The sequence below is a fragment of the Prosthecobacter sp. genome (assembly GCF_044226605.1).
Classification (GTDB): Bacteria; Verrucomicrobiota; Verrucomicrobiia; order Verrucomicrobiales; family Verrucomicrobiaceae; genus Prosthecobacter.
The window spans coordinates 359074-377303 of record NZ_JBGAGS010000002.1; the positions used below are offsets into that span (position 1 = coordinate 359074).

Genomic DNA, 18230 nt, shown 5'->3' on the forward strand with positions numbered 1-18230 from the left:
AGCCCCATCCAGCTCAGCTTTTTCAAGTCCATGTCCCCGCCCGTAAAAATCCAACCGGCAGCGTGCTGGAGTTCACGTTGTAGAAGTTCCCGATGTTCGGCAGCACATAGCTCAGATCGCCCGCGCCCACTCCAAACCACCGCAGCAGCTCGCCGAAAAACTGGTCCACGCTCGTCGTCGGCATCATGCGCCCGCCGTACCCCACGTCGTCATTGCTGTCGAGCGTCACGTCCGGAAACGTGCCGTAGATGCGTCCGCCTTGCACCGGCCCGCCCATGACAAAATGGTTTCCGCCCCACGCATGGTCCGTGCCCCGTCCGTTGCTGCGCAGCGTCCGCCCAAAGTCCGATGCCGTGAAGGTGATCACATCATTCTGCATTCCCAGCGCCTCCATCGCCTTCTGAAACGCCGTCAGTCCTCCGTCCAGCGTGGCCAGCATCCCCGCCTCCGTTTTCAGCAGTTCACCGTGGTGGTCCCATCCGCCAAAGCTCAGGAAAATCGTCTGCCGGTGCAGCCCCAGCGACTGCCGGATGGCGATGGTCTTTGCCACCGCCAGCATCTGCCCCGCAAAGTAATTGTCCGGAAACAGCGGGGCGATCGCCGAGCCATCATACGCCTGAAAGATCGTCTGAAAATTCTCCTGCAGGTCCATGCTCGTCTTCGTCAGCTGCGAGTACGACTCCTGCATCAGGTTGCTGTAATGCTGCGCGATCAGGCTTTTATGCCCGCTGTTCTTCCACGCTCCCGCGTTCGCCGGATTCGAGTCCGTCGGATTCGACAGCGACAGCGCTCCCGAATCCGTGATCACAAACTGCTGCGTATTGTTCCCCACCTGGATCAGGTTGTTCCCGCTCAGCGAAATGTTCATCGCCGTCGCTCCGCTGTTCGCGGTGCTCTGCAGTATGTCCGCTGCACGCCCAAACCACCCGCTCGCCTGTGCCATGCCCTGCGGCACGGAAGTCTGCCATTGGTCAATCTGATCCGCGTGGGAGAAAAGCGCGCGCGGCAGCGGCGTGTTCCCTGCCAGATACTGCGCCTTCGTCGTCGGCTGGATCAGCGTGCCGATGTTCGAGATCATCGCCAGCCTCCGCTTGCTTGTGTCTCCACCCAGTCCGTTGAACAGCTCCTGAAAGCCCCCGCAGCTCGGGTGCAGCCCATACAGGTTTCCATCACTGCCCGAGATCTGGTTCAGCGCCTTCAGCGCCGCCCGGTCCAGCGCCAGATTGCCGCGGGAGGTGCCATAGTTCGCATATCGCGCATCGTCCCTTGGCACCAGCACATTGAAGGAATCCATCCCGCCATTCAGGAAAATGCACACCAGCGTCTTGCGGTCCGTCGGCGCGCTCTGCGCTGCCGCGCTCGTCGCCAGGCGCAGGTTCAGCATCATGTTCGCCATCGAGACACTGCTCATCGCGGAACAGCCCGCATTTCCCAAAAATCGGCGCCGGCTCTGTTTCATGGCTGCATTGGCAAAGGGATGTTTCATCACTTGATCACGGCTCCTTCGGGTGAAACGACGGTCAGATACACGGCTACTTTTGCTCGCGCAGTCGCCTGCTCTGCGGGGATTTGATTGATCGCATTCACAATGATCGCACGCGTCGTCGCGCTCATGCGTCCGCCGCAAAAAATCAGGTTCAGCTCATCCATCAGCACCTCCGGCGTCCCCGCCAGCGCCGCAGCCCACGTGTAGTCCAGCGGGAAGTGATACACGCTCCACAGGTGAAATCCGTCATCGATGATGCTCCACAGTTTGTTTGGCGTCGCGATGGACGAGTAGCTGTCCGTGATCTGAAACACCGGCCCCGCCAGGTTGTTCTGCGTCAGCAGCCCCGCCGCCCGATACTCCGGCCGGTAGAAGTTGAACACACTCGGTGAATTCGTCGGCTCCTGCCTTGTGTTGTCATAAAAGTCACCCCAGTCCCACCACACAAAGTTTGGCACATCTCGAATGCCAAAGGCTCGCGCCAGCGCCATCGTCCGCACCACCGGCTCCTTCAGCTTGCCATGGGACGCCACATTCTCCGCATAGCGCGGATCACGTGCCTCCGCATCCAGCAGGATCGCGCTCACCACCGTCGCCAGATCGCCGCGCACACCGCTGCCATTGTCCACAAACTTCGCCGCGATGCGCTGCACGTACGCCGGCGAAGGATTGTCCGTCACCAGGAATTGAATCAGCTGCTTGCAGATGAAGGGTGGGCAGTTTGGGTGGTTGAAAAGATTGCGTATCGCCTCCGCCACATCCCGCATGGCATCCTCGTTCGTCGCCGGCCGCTGCGGCAGCACCAGGCCTCGCACCAGCGTCTTCGGCGCAAAATCATGGTAGTCCGCATGCATCGTCATCGGTGTGCTGTAGTCAGGGTCCGTCCAGCCTCCGTTCCCCCACTCCCGCCCGCCAAACCACAGCCCCGTCATCACCCGTGCCGTCTGCGTGATGTCCGTGTTCGTGTACGTCGGAATGTTCTGCCCGTTCCCATCCACCTTCCGGCTGCCGTCCAGGTTCAGCTCCCACAGCCCGATGCTGAAGAGCTGCATCACCTCGCGCGCAAAGTTTTCATCCGGATATTGGTTGATCTCCGGCTTTGCCTTCTGGTTCCCCACGTGGCTCAGGTAGCGTCCCATGCACGGGTGCAGCGTCACGTTCCACAGCACGTCGTAGTAGTTGCCGAAGGCGTTCTTCACAAAGATGTCATAAAAATTCGCCATCCCCATCGGCTTGTCCGTCAGGTTCGCATCATGCCGGGACGCCACCAGGATCTGGCTCAGCGCAAATGCCACCCGCTGCCGCAGCTGGTCGTCTCCCTGCACCGCCGCGCGCGCAAAGGCGCTCATCATGTTGTTGCCAAACAACAGCCTCGTGTCGTTCGTGTTGTACGTCGTGTCCGTGTGCGCTCCCTGCACATCATCATTGATCTTCTGGATGTATGTCGAATGCAGCGTCGGCGTCTTGTTCATCTGCTCGCTGATCCACGCCCCATACCCGATGCTCTGCACCCGCTCGATGTCCGCGGGTATCGGCCCAAACGTGGCCTGCGTGAGGAACTGCGCTGCATTCGCGCGCGAGATTCCGCTCCCCGCGCTCCCGCCGCTGTCACTGCTCGCAAAGCCCCCGCTCGCACTCCCGCCCTGAAAGCGCTCGATGTAAGAGTAGTAGTCTCCGCTGATCGTCGTCGTCACCGGGCTTCCGCCCGACATCGTGGTCACCTTCACCGCCGTGTGCAAGCTGTTGGCGCTGTTAGGGTCCGAATGCATCACGTTGATCTCCAGCCAGTCGCTCACACCATCGCCATCCGCGTCCACATCATTCAGCGCCACGCGGTAAAATTTCTTCTGTCCGCTCAGCGCATTGGCAAATGTCTGCCGCATCTCACTGCCCACCGCCGCGGGCGTTCCGGAGGCCGGCGTCCAGTTGTGCAGATCCGTGCTCTGCCACACCTGGTGCTGCTTGTTCGCCGCCAGTCCCCAGCGCAGCGTGAAGTCGCTGCCGCTTTGCAAATAGTTCAGCCATGGCCGCGACTTCGCATCCAGCGGATTCGTCCCTGCGGCAGCCTCCTGCGCATCGGTAAATCCATCCCCGTCACTGTCGCGTCCGCCTTGCAGACCAAAGCTTCCCGACCACTGCTCAAACGCATCCGGCAGGCCGTTGCCGTTCAAATCCACCCCGTTGATGCCTGCGGGCACCCCGGTGAAATACGGGGGCTTGCTCAGCGGATTCAGCGGATCAGATCCCGCCGCCACCTCCGCGCCATCAGGCGCGCTGTCACCATCCGTATCCGCCACATGCGGGTCCGTCCCCAGCAGCGACTCTTGCAGATTCGTCAGCGCATCACTGTCTGCATCCAGCGCTGCATCCGAGGTCGAGTTCTTGTTAAATCCGTGCCCGTCCTCCCACACATCTGTCATCCCATCCTTGTCGGTGTCTTTATAAGCCGCAAACGTCGCCGCATCCGTCAGCGCAGCGGCTCGGAAAAACAGCTGAATCCCAGGCCGGGTATTCACGGAAAGCTTGTTAGCCACTCCCGGGTCCGTGTTGTCCTGCCACGTCGCTGTCCCATTGTGCGCACTGGGAGCCAGCGTGCAGTTCGTGAAGGTCACGCTGTCCACCACCTGGTTCGTGTCCAGGTTCCGGATCTCAAACGTCATCGTCCATGCATTCGGATCATTCCCCACATTCGCGCCATGCACCTGGAACCGCAGCCTTTGGGAGATGTCCATCTTGCCCTGGCCGCTGAATCCCAGCGCCGCGCGCAGGTCCTGCACATACCAGTTCCAGTCCGTGTCCCAGATGTCAGACGTCGGATTGTTCGAATAGCTGAAAGCCCCCGCACAGCCCGAGTACAAGTAGCGTGCCACACGGTTCCCCGTAAACCTCAGGCCCACTCTTAGCGAATCCCCGCCGGGAGCCACGGAGTTCGTCACCGCAGCGGTAAAGAGGCTGTCCTCCCAGCTCCCCACCGCCGTCTGCCCCTGCGTGTGGTCCCACACGATCTGCACGTTGTTCAGCGACCAGTCAAAGACTCGCGGTGCCGTCGTGATCACCGGCATCAGATACGTCGCCGCTTCTGCCACCATTGGATCGCTCCCCATCTTCAGCTCCACCGCATCCGTTCGCCCGTCACCATCGGAATCCGCCAGCAGCGGATTCGTGTGGTCCACCTTCACCTCATCCCCGTCCGTCAGTCCATCCCCATCCGTGTCAGGCAGCAGCGGGCTCGTGTGGTAGGTGTTGATTTCCTCGCCATCCTTGAGCCCATCGCCATCCGCGTCCGCATTGCGTGGATCCGTGCTCGCCAGGTGTTCCTGCAAATTCGTCGCGCCGTCCGCATCCGGATCCAGCCCGGCGTCCACCGTGTCGGCGCGCAGTTTGTATCTGAATTCCCACCAGTCCGGCATCGCATCCCCGTCCGTGTCCGCCGTTGCGTTCACGATCTGGATCGCATGCAGCGCCACTGTGTCCGTCCCGTAGCGGTACAGCTTCACATTGCACGTGCTCGCAGTCAGGTTTCGAAACCTCACCACATTTCCCTTCCATGGCAGGCTCGCCGAAGACAGGCCCGGCTCGCTGAATTCCGCCTGCGGCCGCGTGGAGTTCGCCAGGAAATGCCGGTCCGTTCCCGCGTCATCATTCAGTCGCACGTAGCCATGGTTGCCATCCACGTAACCGCCCACGTAGGCGATCACGTCGTAATGCGCGAAGCCGATGTTGCTCAGCGTCACGCTCACCGGTGTGTCATCTCCAACATATAAAAACGAGTTGAGCAGCCGCTGGTTGCTGCTGCCGTTGTTGCCCGTGTACCACATCCCCGTGGCCGTCCACGCGATGTTCACGTTCGTGTTTGCACCTGCGCTGTCCACCAGCTTGCCCAGGGAAGGGGAACCCACATCCGACACATCACCGTTCACCCCGCCCCAGGGAGTCATGAGCCTCGTTTCATTCCAGTTCATCTGCGGCGCATACCCTGTCACCTCCAGCGGCTTGATCACGTTGTCCGCCGTTTGATCCGTCGCAAAATGAAAGCCGATCGCGTTTGGAAAAGCCGGCGGCTTGCTCGCCGCACTGCTCGCATCATAGCCCGTGCGGAGCTCCCATGCATCCGGCGCGCCGTCGCCATCCGTGTCTACCACCAGTGGATTCGTGTGGTACACCTTGCCTTCGTCTCCATCGCTCACTCCATCCCCGTCTGTGTCCGCCGCCACCACATTCGTATGGTGGGTGTTCGTTTCCTCCCCGTCGCTCAGTCCGTCGCCATCCGTGTCCGCTTGGTTCGTGTCCGTCCCCAGCGGATACTCTTGCAGGCTTGTCAGCCCGTCACGATCACTGTCCTTCACCGCGTCTGTGGCATCGCTGTCGTTCAGCCCCTGTTCTTCCTCCCAGTATTGCGGCAGCCCGTCATGGTCCGCATCCACCAGCGCCGTCGCATTCACCTCAAACCCGAGATCATCAAACGAGATCCACGCATCCGGAGTCCCGCCAGTCCGTGAGATCTCCAGCACATTCTCCCCCGCCACCGCTCCCACCTGGCTCGCATTGAAGGACAGCACCAGCCCATCATCATGCGTGAAGGTCTTCGTCCCCACCACCACGCCATTCATCTTCACAGTGACCTCATGGGTGCCGTAGCCCTTCCCACCGACTCCCTGCGCCGGAATCCACCATCCCCCCCAGATCAAGTGAAACGTCAGCCGATACCGCGCCGTCCCCGCCGCCTGCGCCGCGCTCAGATTAAAATGCATGCGGTCATTCGGATCCCCCGCCGTGATCGCCCGCTCAAAATTCGTCCCCACATTCTCACTCACCCCCACCGCCCCGATCGGAGCCGGGTACGTCCCCGCAAAATAGTAGTCATCATCCTTCACCGTCGCGCTCCCCGGCGCTGCATTGCTGTAATAGCTCTCCGCCGCAAACTCATTCGCCGTCCAATCCTGCACCCCCAGCGTCCACAGCGTGCTAAACCCCGCCCGCACCGAACTGGCAAAACCAAGCAGCAGCAAAAACGCAGCAATCTGCACTCGAAAAAGACGGCCGTAGGCTGTGGCGAACATTGCTTAAATTTACCACAATTCCCTCACAACCTCCACCCATTTGCTTGTTCAGCTGCAATTGGCGGCAGCCCCATCAAGTTCCCTGATTCCACAGCCTTTCTTTCCACGCCTTCAGCATGGTGCTCCCGGTGGGATTCGAACCCGCAACCAAGGGATTATGAGTCCCCTGCTCTAACCGTTGAGCTACAGGAGCGTGCGCACGGAGCCTTGGATTATGCACTGTCCTGCACCTGCGGCAACTGGCGGTGCACGAAACTTGCGGGCATGAGGTGCGCTCCGTCCTTGCTCAGATGCGCCGCGGAATCACGGTTCAGTTGCCTTGTGCTGCGCCGGTGCCGGGGCTGCCGCAGGAGTGGCGATAGCCGCCGGCAGAGGTGCCTGCGCCGCTGGAGCAGTCTGCGGATGCACAAAGAGCGTTGCGGACATTCCCCAGACACCGATGACAACGGGGACCGCGAAATCAAACAAGGCGCGGAGGGATGAAACCGTCGAGCTCAGGGCATACGGAATGTTCCGAAACTGCATGCTGAGCTCCTGCTCGACGGCTGCGTGCAGTTCAGAGGCCGACTCCGAGGCCTTGCGCTCGTGGCGCGCTTTCGTGGCGGCGCGCATCGCGTTCATCCACGCGACGCGCCACGCCACAAAATCCGACGCGGCGTAGAGCATGAACGCGACGACAAAATAGCCGATGACCCCTGTGAGCGCGCGGTAAAGCATCTGCTGGTCAGTGACCGAAAAGTCGATGCCGAGCGCCGAGATCTTGGATGGCACGAAACCGGTCTTGGCCACAATGATGCCGAGCGTCCCAACGCCGAGCAGCGCGGTGCGCTCCTTCCGCGAGACCTCGGTCAGCGGGTCCCGAAGACGAATCTCAGTCGGGCTTGAAGGTGGCGAATGGCTCATAACGCTTAGAGAAGACAACAGGGGTGCAGAACGTCGGCTATGCCCCATGTATTCACGCGGATTCCTTGAGTCAATACCTCCGTCGGCCAACTTCCCCGCAAGCAATCGGCGCACCAGTGCAGCAAAGCACATCTGGCAGGAGAGGGATCATCCTGATCCCTCAACGCTCCGCCTCGTCCAGCACTTCGTTTCCACCAATCTTCCTCCTCCCTGAGCACTCCCGCCCCGCGCCAATCCCAGAACCGGCAAGAAGAGGAAACGTAGGACGAAGAGAAAGACTCCACGCTCCGCCTCGCCCGCAATCTCCAATCCTCTCAATCACATCTCTTCACTAGGCCGGTTACACACTCCGCTCCGCCTCAATATCAAACAGGAAGTCAAAGTCCTCTTTCTGCAGCAGGTTCGTAAACCCGCCTTCGCCCAGCACATTGCTCACCATCAGGTTCTTCTTGTGCTGCAGCGTCATGATCTTCTCCTCGATCGTGCTCTTCGTCAGCATCCGGTAAGCCATCACCGGCTGGGTCTGGCCAATTCGATGCGCACGGTCAATCGCCTGGTTCTCCACCGCAGGATTCCACCACGGATCATACAAAATCACGTAGGATGCGGAAGTCAGATTCAAACCACTGCCGCCCGCCTTCAGCGAGAGCAGGAACACACTCGCATTCTCATCTTCCTGGAACGCTTTCACGATCCCCGCACGGTCCGTGCTCGCTCCCGTCAGCCAGTGGTACGGCAGCTTCATCTCTTCCAGCTTCGTGCGGATGATCTTCAGCATCGAGACAAACTGGCTGAAGAGCAGCACCTTGTGCCCTTCATCATGCAGTTCCTGGATCAGCTCCAGCGTGGAGGTCAGCTTCGCGCTCTCTTCGTTCTCAGCCGATTTGTCGATCAGGCCCGGGTGGCAGCAGATCTGCCGCAGCCGCGTCAGCGCCTGCAGAATCGCAAAGCGCCTGCGGTTCACCATGTCAAAGCCGGAGCTGTTCAGCACCATCAGCTGCGCGCGCGCCAGCTCTTCCTTGTACAGTTCCGCCTGCCGTCCGCTCATTTCGCTCAGCAGGTTTTCCTCGCTGCGCGAGGGCAGGTCGCGCGCCACCTGCGCCTTCGTGCGCCGGAGCAGGAAGGGCCGCAGGCGTGCCGCCAGTCGCTCGGACGCACGCGGATCTTTGCGGCGGTCAAAGTGTCGGTGGAAGTACGCACGCTCACCCAATGCTCCGGGCGTGGCAAACGTCATGAGGCTCCACAGATCGAGCAGACGGTTTTCCAGCGGCGTACCCGTCAGCACCAGCCGGTTGTCCGCACGGATCTGCCTCGCTGCTTTGGCGGCCTTCGAGTCTGGATTCTTGATCTGCTGGCCTTCGTCCAGAATCGCAGCCAGCCAGCGCACAGCGGCCAGTTCACCGTCAAAGCCGCGCATCTGCGCATAGTTCATCACCACCACGTCGATCTGCGTCATTACCAGATTCAGATCAAACAGGTCCTTCTCATGCAGCACCAGCACGCGCAGATCCGGCGAGCCCTTCTTGAATTCCAGCGCCCACACATCCAGCACCGATTTCGGGCACACCACCAGCACCGGCAGGTGCGGTCCATCCGCCTTTTTGCGAGACCTCAGCCACAGCACCCACGTGATGGCCTGCAGCGTTTTACCCAGGCCCATGTCATCCGCCAGGATGCCGCCGAAGCGGTTCGAGGTCAGGTACGTCAGGAAATGAAAGCCATCTATCTGGTACGGACGCAGCGTGACGTTCAGGCCCTCAGGCACCGGCGGCCGTGCATCCAGCTTCGCCTCCTCCATGCGCTCCACGATCTTGCCCCAGGCCTTTGGGTTCACGATCTCCGCCGCATTCTCCTGCGCCAGCTGCCGCCAGTGCATGCGGTGCGTCTCATCGCTGTGCTCGTTCAGGTCAATGCCCAGACGGTCCAGCATCTCCTGCTGTTCCTCGCTCAGCTCCAGCTTCACACGCCGCCACGATCCATCCGCCAGACGCACGAAATCTCCCTTCGCGGCGATCAGCCGGCGGATGTCCGCGGGCTTCAAATCCATGCCTTCGATGTCAAACACCACGCGCAGGTCCAGCCAGTCGATGTTCCCCGCCTGTGTGGCCTCCAGTCGCACACGCGCGATCAGCGGATCGGAAAGAATGGTCTTCAGGCTGTCATCCGTCTTCAGATTCACGTTCTCCGGCAGCTTCGAGGCCCAGGCATGAAACATGTCCGGAAAATCCTTCGCCATGCGCACGCGCCACGCATCATTCTCCATGTCCCAGGTGCGTCGCAGCTGGTTCATCAGCTCCTCCGCCTCTCTCAGGGCGCGCCGGTCCCGGCACACGATGGCGTCTCCGCTGTGGTCAGCCGTTTTTTTTTCATCCACCGGCTGCCATCCGGAAAAACGCAGCGTCTCGCGCACACGCCCTTCGCCATCCACGGCGTCCGCCTTGAACGTCACAAACTCCGCGCCGCTCGAGCTCGAGGTCTTCGCCAGGCACGCTGCGGTGATGTTCACATGCAGGTCTTCATGCCGCACACGGCTCTTGATCGCGTCCGGCACCGGAATGTCGATCTCGCGCATGAAGGAGATCCCCTCCGCCGTCGCCAGAGCCTCCAGCGGCATGGTGATCGCCGCATCCAGCCGCGACTCATCATGCAGCCAGACGGGTCCGCGATACAGTGCCTCCGCGCTCAGGTAAAAAGTCTGCACCCCACGCAGAATCCGCAGCGGCAGCGGGGCAGGGGTCCCATCCACCGTTTCAAGTTGCAGCGTCAGGTTCAGCCCGTTCGCGCTCAGGCGTGCCACCCAGCTCAAAGGTTCTGCCACCTGCTGAAACGGCACTTCATCGCGCGTGATCATCCGCTCGTGCAGCGCCGGCTGCTGGAAGAGCGTGGCCAGCCATTGCGCATGGTGTTTGGACTCCAGCCGGAACGAATCATTCCAATCCTCCTCGCTCTGCGCCAGGCAGGACACAAACAGCAGTTCCGAGCCGCCCGAGGTCACAATACGCCCGTCGCGATGCTCACGGCGCAGATTGTCCAGCAGCGCCGCATCCACCGTCGTGTAGGGGCTCGGCGTCTCGCCTTCCAGGCGCATCTGCAGCCGCGCATCATTCACCGTGATGAGCAGGCGGAAGTCGCACACGCGTGGTGGCTGGCGGTGCGTCTGCCGGTCATCCTGGCGCGAGTCAATGAATTCGCGGATGCGCTTCTGCCACGTCGGCACCGTGCTCGCATGCCGCCATTCGCGCAGCGTCTCCCGCGTGCCTTCGATGTCCGACATGCCGCGCAGAAAGGCCGGGACCGCCAGTCCCTTGTCCGCCAGCGCCAGCGCGATGTAGTTCCAAAATTCGCGCAGGGACTTCGGGGCTTCCGGCCACAGCACCACCGGTTCCAGGCTCTGGATCGCCCACTTCGGGTGCAGGCGCACCATGTCCTGGTCAAAGATCTTCCCCGTCAGGCGCACGCGCTCGTAGCGCTTTTCCATCTTGCTCAGGTAGTTCTCTTCATCCGGCGTCAGCGGTCGGCCCAGCTTGATCGTCAGTTGGTGTTCAAAGTCTTCTTCCTCCACCGGCGGCAGCGGCAGCGTGCCGCGCGCCTCCCGCCGTTGCACCGCCACCAGGGTGGTGCATAGCGCCAGGTCTTCCAGCTCCTGATCATCATCCACATCCGTCTCGCCATGCCAGCCGTGCTCGCCGCGCAGCCAGCGCACCTGCGCCGGTCGGTCATCCAGCCGCACTTCCGCCATCATTTCGTCTTCCAGCAGTTCCAGCCCTCTCACCGCATCATCATCCACAAGGCGTTCGGCCTCTTGTCGGGTGCGTGCGTCAAACGGGCGGAGCAGAACGGGTAGATTGGAAATGAGGCTGGTCATGCGCGGTATTGAAACCCGCGCCGGGCTGCGGCGGGGGGAACCGGAGCGATAGCATGGACAGTGGCTCTTGGAAAACGACGATTGCTGAATTTCCGTATTCCCAACTCTTGTTTGACAACGCTTCCTCGCCAAACACAACTGCATGTTTGCCCCCGTCCTGACCCCTGAAGGTTTCCTCTCCCACGAAGGCGTGGCCGAATCCTCGGCAGAAAGGAAAATCGCCGCCGCTGGCTCACCCGCTGCCGTTTTGCGCGTGCTGGGCACGGACCTGCTCACCGCCGAACTTGATCCTCCCTGGCGCTGGCTGCGCGAATTCGCCCGCCACTTCTTCACCCGCCTCTGTCAGACCAAGGATGCGCTGAACACCTCCGTTTTCACGGAGCGCGAAGCCTTCATCGCCACCGCACCTCCCTTCGCCGGTGCTGAATACCTCACCCCGGATGTACTCGAACGCTGGTGGCTCGATCTCTCCCAGCACATCGCCCAGCTTGCCACCCGCGGCGTCGAGGAATGGCTGCGCACGGAATGCCCCGCATGGCATGTCGTCGGCCGCGTGACCTTTCACCTCGCGGAAAACAAGACGGACACCCAGCGCCCCTTCGCCTTTCTCGCCACCTTCACCGAAAAACTCAGCGCCACCGGCCAGCCCCAGCACCTGCCTCTCGCACGTGCCCTGCAGCTCTACGCCGGGCAGAAAGATCAGACTGCCCTCAATGCCCTCCTGGCGCCCGTTCGCACCGCCGCTGAAAAATCCAGGCTCCTGCGCGAATGGCTGGAAACCAAGCGCCTCTTCCAGCCCATGGCCATGTCGCCCCAGGAAGCCTTCCGCGTCCTGCGAGACACCGCCCTCTTTCAAGAGAGCGGCATCGTCATGAAACTCCCCGACTGGTGGCGCAGCGGCAAAGGCCCCCGCCCGGCAGTCTCGGTCACCATCGATGCTCCCAGGCAATCCTCTCTTCACGTCGGGACTCTCATGAGCTTCAAGATCGCAGCCAGCATGGACGGCGAACCCCTCACCGACGCTGAATGGGAAAAGCTCCTCAGCGCGGACACCGGCCTCGTCTCGCTCCGCGGCCGCTGGGTGGAAGTCGATGGCGCCCAGCTTCAGCAGGTCATGTCCCACTGGGAACGCGTGCAGCATGCCGCTGGCGAAGGCGGCATCGGCTTCCTCGATGGCATGCGACTGCTCGCAGGGTTCGATGCGCGCCTCCAAGCCGTGGAGGAGGAAAACTCCGAGATGGTGCATGACTGGAGCGGCATCGTCGCAGGCAAGAACCTCGCGGCGCTGCTTCAGCAGATGCGCGATCCCGCTTCAGCGCCGCCGCCACCCAATCTCCTTGCCACCCTGCGCCCCTATCAGCTCAAAGGATTCTCCTGGCTCCAGTTCATGAGCCGCCTCGGCCTCGGCGCCTGTTTGGCGGATGACATGGGCCTCGGCAAAACGCTGCAGGTCATTGCGCTGCTGCTTGCTCGGCAAAAGGACACGAAAGCCCCCGGCCTCCTCGTCGTGCCCGCCTCGCTCGTGGGCAACTGGAAAGCCGAGATCGCCAAGTTCGCTCCCGATCTGAAATGCTTCATCGCGCATCCATCACAGACCTCGCGCGAGGAGCTGGACTTTGCAGTGAAGCAGCCCGCCGCAGCCCTGCGTGGGTACGATGCCATGCTCACCACCTACCAATTCCTCCAGCGCACCGAATCATGGCAGGCACATCCATGGAGCATCGTCATCCTCGATGAAGCCCAGGCCATCAAGAACCCCGGCAGCGTCAGCACTAGAGCCGTGAAGCGCCTGCAGGCTCCGTCACGCATCGCTCTCACCGGCACCCCCGTGGAAAACCGTCCCGGCGATCTGTGGAGCCTTTTCGATTTCCTCAATCCCGGCCTGCTTGGTGGCTCCACCGCCTTTGCATCTGCGGTAAAAAACTGCGCCAAAAGCAGCGCCGGTTTTGCACCACTGCGCAAACTCGTGCAGCCCTACATCCTCCGTCGCATGAAGACGGACCGCAGCATCATCACAGATCTGCCCGACAAGATCGAAACCAAAGCCTTCTGCGGCCTCACCAAGCGCCAGGCCACCATCTACGCAAAGCTCGTCGATCAATTGGCAAAGATGCTCGCCGACAAAACCATGGAGCCCATCAAGCGTCAGGGCCTGGTGCTCGGATTCCTCCTCAAGTTCAAACAAATCTGCAATCACCCCAGCCACTGGAACGGCGACGGCGCATGGAGTCCTGAAGACAGCGGCAAGTTCACGCGCCTCGCGGAAATCTGCAGCGAGCTCGCCGAGCGCCGCGAGCGCGCCCTCATCTTCACCCAGTTTCAAGAAACCTGCGATCCTCTGGCCCGCTTCCTCGCCACCGTCTTTGGCCGCGAGGGTCTCATCCTTCACGGCGGCACCGCGGTGAAAAAGCGTCCGCAGCTCGTGGAATCCTTCCAGCTGCCCGGCGGCCCACCCTTCATGGTCATCAGCGTCAAAGCTGGCGGCACCGGACTCACGCTCACCGCCGCCAGCCACGTCATTCACTTCGATCGCTGGTGGAATCCCGCCGTGGAAAATCAGGCCACCGACCGCGCCTTCCGCATCGGTCAGAAGAAGAACGTCATGGTCCACAAATTCGTCTGTCAGGGCACCATCGAGGAACGCATCGACGCGTTGATCACAGAAAAAATGAGCCTGGCTCACGACCTCATCACCGGAGACGGCGGTGCCGAGAAACTCATCACCGACATGGGCGCCGAGGAGCTTCTCGATCTGGTGAAGCTTGATGTGAATGCAGCCGTCGTGTAATCAGTTTTTATGTGGTGGTCCTACCAAGATGTAGAAGAGCAGAAAGCCCGCGTGCAGCGCGAGATCGCGAAGCGGAAAAAGCGTGGCGAAAAATTCGAAGCGCTGCCTGCTCCAGCCGGTCAGAAAAAACTCAGCACCACCTTCTGGGGCCAGGCCTGGTGCCGAAATCTGGAATCCTATCAGGACTATGAAACACGCCTGCCACGTGGCCGCAGCTACCTGCGCCAGGGCAATGTGTACAATCTCGAAATCACCCCCGGAGAACTCTCCGCTGTGGTCGCGGGGTCGGAACTGTATGACACCAGCATCACCATTCACCCTCTGCCGAAAAAGCAGTGGCAGCACATCGTTGAGTCCAGCGCCGGACAGGTAGGTTCCATGCTCGACCTCCTCGCTGGCAAGCTGGGCGATGGCCTCATGCAGGTGCTCACCGATCCCAAGGACGGTCTGTTCCCCAAGCCGAAGGAAATCCGCTTCAACTGCTCCTGCCCCGACCACGCAGTCATGTGCAAGCATGTCTCCGCAGTGCTTTATGGTGTAGGCGTGCTGCTGGACACGAAGCCCGAACTCCTCTTTACCCTCCGCGGTGTAGATCAGGCCGAGCTCCTCTCCAATGCCAGCAGCTCCGTTATCACGGATCTCTCAGCAGACTCCGGTGATCTCGCCGGAGCCGACATCTCCGCCATCTTCGGCATCGACCTCGGCACCTCCATCCCCATCCTCACCGAAGAACCACCTCCGGTCGCAACCGAGCCCGCCAAGAAAAAAGCCCCTGCAAAGAAAGCAGCAAAGAAGACGCCGAAAAAGCGCAGTCAGTAATCGGGCCATTCCTGGCCCGTCTGAAATCTTGAATCGGGGCGCGATACCCCGCCTCACTTCACGTGCATCACCCCGCGCATGATCACCCAATGCCCCGGGAATGTGCACACATACGGATAATCCCCCGCATCCTTCGGAGCCGTGAAACGCAGCACCTCCGCAGCATTCGGATTCAGCAGCTTCGTATGATGCAGAATCTTGTCCGTTGCAGGAATGAAATCCTTCTTGATGCCTTCCGGGTCCTTCGCCATTTCGTTCCCCGCCAGCCCGATTTCCTCCGCGCTTCCCGGTTTGCAAATCGCCAGGTTGTGAGCCGTTGCATCAGGATTGTTGAAGACCAGGCTCACCGGCTGCCCCGCCTTCACGCTGAACTCCGTCTTGTCGAATAGCATGCGCTCGCGCACGCAGTTGATGGTGACTTTGGCCACGCCCGGTTGCTTGTCGAAGGCCGTTTCCTCCACCGTCTTTTTCTTCTCAAACGAGCTGCGCTTGTAGCTCGCCGCGAAGGCGTTCATGAACGCCGTGATCCTGGCATTCTCATTCGTCTTCCAATGTCGCGAGAGAGCCTCGCTGCCCAGCGAAGTACGCACCGCATACGTCAGATGATCGCTCATCGGCTTGTCGAGCACGCCCAGCACCGCATCCAGAGCTTCCGCGGTACCGATGTAGCTTGCCGCAATGACCGCCTCCATGCGGACGATTCCGTTGTCATCATTCGCCCGGGCACGCAGCAGCGCGATGCGTTCCGGCAGATCGATGTAGCGAAGCTGCGTCGTGGCTGCGGCGCGTGCATGATGCTCCTCACAGTTCAGCAGTTCCTTCAGCAGCGCCGCATTCTCAGTGCCGATGGTCCGATAAGTCCACAGCGCTTCGAGCTGATGATGCCGGAATCGCGCATCCTTCGTGTCGAGCTTCGCCACCCAGCCATCGAGTGCCGCTTTGACCTCGGCGCCATCACGTTCGTGCAGCTCGCGCTTGGCCTGGTAGCGCCAACGGTAGTGCGGGCTCTTCAAAAGCTCCAGCAGCGCCTGGACGGGCGCGCCCGCCACTGTCGGTGGCTCCGCCAGCTTGGCCCCCTTGGGCACAATGCGCCAGATGCGCCCGCTGGTGCGCAGGCGGCGCGGATCGCGCAGCGAGTACTGCGCATGTCCCTTAATGGGGTTGTACCAGTCGCAGATGTAGAAGTCACCGCGCGGTCCCGCCTTCACGTCCGTGGGGATGAAGCTCAGATTCGTGGAGAAGATGAGATCGCCGAGCTTTTTCTCTTCATAGTGATCATCCATCTCGATCCACTGATGCATCTCGATGTTATTCGTGGGCTTGTAACGTGCCTTGATAAACCCGCCCTGCAGCTCCTGCGGCCAGAAATCAAAGTCCACAAACTCCTGGCCGCAGGTGCCGGAGTACGCAGGCATCTTTCCCGCGCTGGGATGCTGCTCTGGATACGGTGGATTCGTCGCATGAAAGGCGCTGGCAAAAATGGGATGGCTGGCCACATGGTGGCCCCAGTCGTCGAAGGTCACCCCCCAGGGATTGGTGCTGGGGTAACTGCCAAAGGTGCTCAGCTTTTGCGTGCTCGTGCGCAGCCGAAACCACCCGGAATTGTCCAGCCGCACCGGGCCGTAGGCCGTCTCAATCTGCGAGTGCAGGAAGATCGAATCACGGATGATGAGATCGCCATCCGGACTCCAGACAAAATCATGCAGCGCATGGTGGGAATCCTCCGTGCCGAAGCCGGTTAAGACCTGGCGTGAGAAGTCCGCTTTGCCATCGCCATCCTTGTCCTTGAGAAAGGTCAGGTGCGGCTCGTCGGAGACATACACACCGCCATCACCAAACTCAAAGGCCAGCGGAATGTGCAGCCGGTCCGCCCACACGGTCGATTTGTCGGCACGCCCGTCATTGTCCGTGTCTTCCAGAATGATCAGCCGGTCATGCGGCTCCTGGCCAGGATAGAGATGGGGATACGCCTGCGACGTGCTCACCCACATGCGCCCTCGCGTGTCCCAGCGGATCTGAATGGGATTCGCGATCTCCGGAAACTGCTCCTCGCTCGCAAACAGGTTCACCTCAAAGCGTGGATCAACCTTGAAGGCCGCAAATTCATTTGCCGGAGTCATCCACTCGTTTGCACCCTTGCTCTCCTTCGTCTCGGGCATCTCAGGCACATTCGAGTCATCCACCTTCTTGCCCGCAAAGCTCTGCCCCTGCGCGATGGCCCACACACGCTCGTCACGGTTTGCCACCATCACATCAAAGCTCCGCATCGCCGGCAGAAAGTCCAGGTAGCCATAGTCCTTGTTGCGGTCGCCCGTGTAGTAAAATCCGTTCAGCGGCCGGTAGCGCTGGAAAAACTGCCGGTTCCTGTCCGCCACCGCCGCACGCAGCTCCGGCGTGGTTTCCGGCGCGCTGACTTCAAAAGTCGTCCGATACAGCACCTCGCCAAGCACCGCATACCCCGCATCCTCCAGATGCACGCCATTAAAGGTCAGGCCCTTCATCCCCGGCAGCATCGCCTCAAACACATTTGCAAATCCCACCTTCTCCGCGGCGGCCACTTCACCCATCGCCTTCGTGTAGGCCGCCAGCCGCGCGTTGTTCGAGTCCGCTGCGGGCATGCCCGGCACATTCTCGTTCGCAATCGGAGACACCAGCACCACACGCGGCCCCGTTTTGCCATTGTAGGCATGCGTCTTCAGCTCCTGCACCAGAGCCGTGAGCCGCAGCTTGAAATCCGCCAGCTTCTCCACTCCGCCAAACGACTCATTGAACCCAAACGCAGCAAAGATCACATCCGCCTTCTGCGCATGCAGGTGCTGGTTCAGCGTGCCAAAATTCGTCGGCCGCGGCATCAGGTCCACCTCATCCGCCGCCCACGCCAGCGTGCGCACCACCAGCTGTTTGTCCGCATGTCCCTTCAGCAGCATGGCCTCGAAATGCGGAAACTGCGCACCGCGTTCAAACAGTGTGTTGCCAATGAACACCACGTGCTCGCCTTTTTGAAGCACAAGCGGCAGCGCCGTCTCCACCGCCTTCGTCACCGGAGGCAGCGGCGCAGTTTTTTCCTCCATGTAATACTTCAGCAGTGCCGGATCTTCAGGCGGCGGCGGCTTCCCCGTGTCCCTGTTCTTCGCATCCAGCGGATTCACCATCGCCTCAAACTTCTTCACCGGTTTGTCCGGCTTCGTTGTTTGCGCACCAGCAAGGGTGACCGCCACAGTGAGTGAGATGATAAGGGTTCTGATCATGGAAAGAGAACGTGGTTGAGCGTTCGATGTATCTCGCAGAACGGGATGAAACCAGACAAGT

General features: G+C 61.0%; 7 protein-coding genes and 1 tRNA gene. 2 read left to right on the forward strand and 6 right to left on the reverse strand.

All coding sequences use genetic code 11. The annotated features are described in order from the left end of the window. Positions 1-22: 22 nt before the first annotated feature. The 5 genes from ACILSO_RS03605 to ACILSO_RS03625 form a co-directional block, all read right to left on the reverse strand. The gene (locus tag ACILSO_RS03605; protein ID WP_395735998.1) at positions 23-1486 is read right to left on the reverse strand and encodes a DUF1501 domain-containing protein; all 1464 of its coding nucleotides are present in this window, start codon (positions 1484-1486) and stop codon (positions 23-25) included. Beyond that, positions 1486-6546 (reverse strand): DUF1800 family protein, encoded by a 5061-nt coding sequence (locus tag ACILSO_RS03610; RefSeq protein ID WP_395735999.1) that lies wholly within the window; start codon positions 6544-6546, stop codon positions 1486-1488. Before ACILSO_RS03610 ends, ACILSO_RS03605 begins: the two co-directional genes overlap by 1 nt. 117 nt (positions 6547-6663) lie before the next feature. Continuing rightward, positions 6664-6739, reverse strand: a tRNA-Ile gene (locus ACILSO_RS03615). Positions 6740-6849: 110 nt separating this feature from the next. Continuing rightward, positions 6850-7449: a hypothetical protein gene (locus tag ACILSO_RS03620; protein WP_395736000.1), complete on the reverse strand. Its 600-nt coding sequence runs from the start codon at positions 7447-7449 to the stop codon at positions 6850-6852. A 340-nt stretch (positions 7450-7789) separates the two neighbouring features. Then, positions 7790-11314 (reverse strand): DEAD/DEAH box helicase, encoded by a 3525-nt coding sequence (locus tag ACILSO_RS03625; RefSeq protein ID WP_395736001.1) that lies wholly within the window; start codon positions 11312-11314, stop codon positions 7790-7792. 142 nt (positions 11315-11456) lie between these two features. Here ACILSO_RS03625 and ACILSO_RS03630 point away from each other — a divergent pair, with 142 nt between their 5' ends. Both ACILSO_RS03630 and ACILSO_RS03635 read left to right on the forward strand, forming a co-directional pair. After that, positions 11457-14102, forward strand: a complete 2646-nt coding sequence (locus tag ACILSO_RS03630) for a DEAD/DEAH box helicase (protein ID WP_395736002.1) — start codon at positions 11457-11459, stop codon at positions 14100-14102. A 9-nt stretch (positions 14103-14111) separates the two neighbouring features. After that, positions 14112-14921 carry a hypothetical protein gene (locus ACILSO_RS03635; protein WP_395736003.1) on the forward strand — a complete coding sequence of 270 codons (810 nt, stop codon included), beginning with the start codon at positions 14112-14114 and terminating at the stop codon, positions 14919-14921. Between the two features lie 53 nt (positions 14922-14974). Here the strand turns inward: ACILSO_RS03635 and ACILSO_RS03640 are convergent, their stop codons facing one another. Then, positions 14975-18169 carry a PVC-type heme-binding CxxCH protein gene (locus tag ACILSO_RS03640; RefSeq protein WP_395736004.1) on the reverse strand — a complete coding sequence of 1065 codons (3195 nt, stop codon included), beginning with the start codon at positions 18167-18169 and terminating at the stop codon, positions 14975-14977. Between the last annotated feature and the right edge of the window lie 61 nt (positions 18170-18230).

What these genes read in the sequence shown, in the direction of transcription:
- ACILSO_RS03640 (WP_395736004.1), bottom strand. Translation starts at nt 18,169, where the DNA reads ATGATCAGAACCCTTATCATCTCACTCACTGTGGCGGTCACCCTTGCT.
- ACILSO_RS03605 (WP_395735998.1), bottom strand. Translation starts at nt 1,486, where the DNA reads ATGAAACATCCCTTTGCCAATGCAGCCATGAAACAGAGCCGGCGCCGA.
- ACILSO_RS03635 (WP_395736003.1), top strand. Translation starts at nt 14,112, where the DNA reads ATGTGGTGGTCCTACCAAGATGTAGAAGAGCAGAAAGCCCGCGTGCAG.
- ACILSO_RS03620 (WP_395736000.1), bottom strand. Translation starts at nt 7,449, where the DNA reads ATGAGCCATTCGCCACCTTCAAGCCCGACTGAGATTCGTCTTCGGGAC.
- ACILSO_RS03630 (WP_395736002.1), top strand. Translation starts at nt 11,457, where the DNA reads ATGTTTGCCCCCGTCCTGACCCCTGAAGGTTTCCTCTCCCACGAAGGC.
- ACILSO_RS03610 (WP_395735999.1), bottom strand. Translation starts at nt 6,546, where the DNA reads ATGTTCGCCACAGCCTACGGCCGTCTTTTTCGAGTGCAGATTGCTGCG.
- ACILSO_RS03625 (WP_395736001.1), bottom strand. Translation starts at nt 11,314, where the DNA reads ATGACCAGCCTCATTTCCAATCTACCCGTTCTGCTCCGCCCGTTTGAC.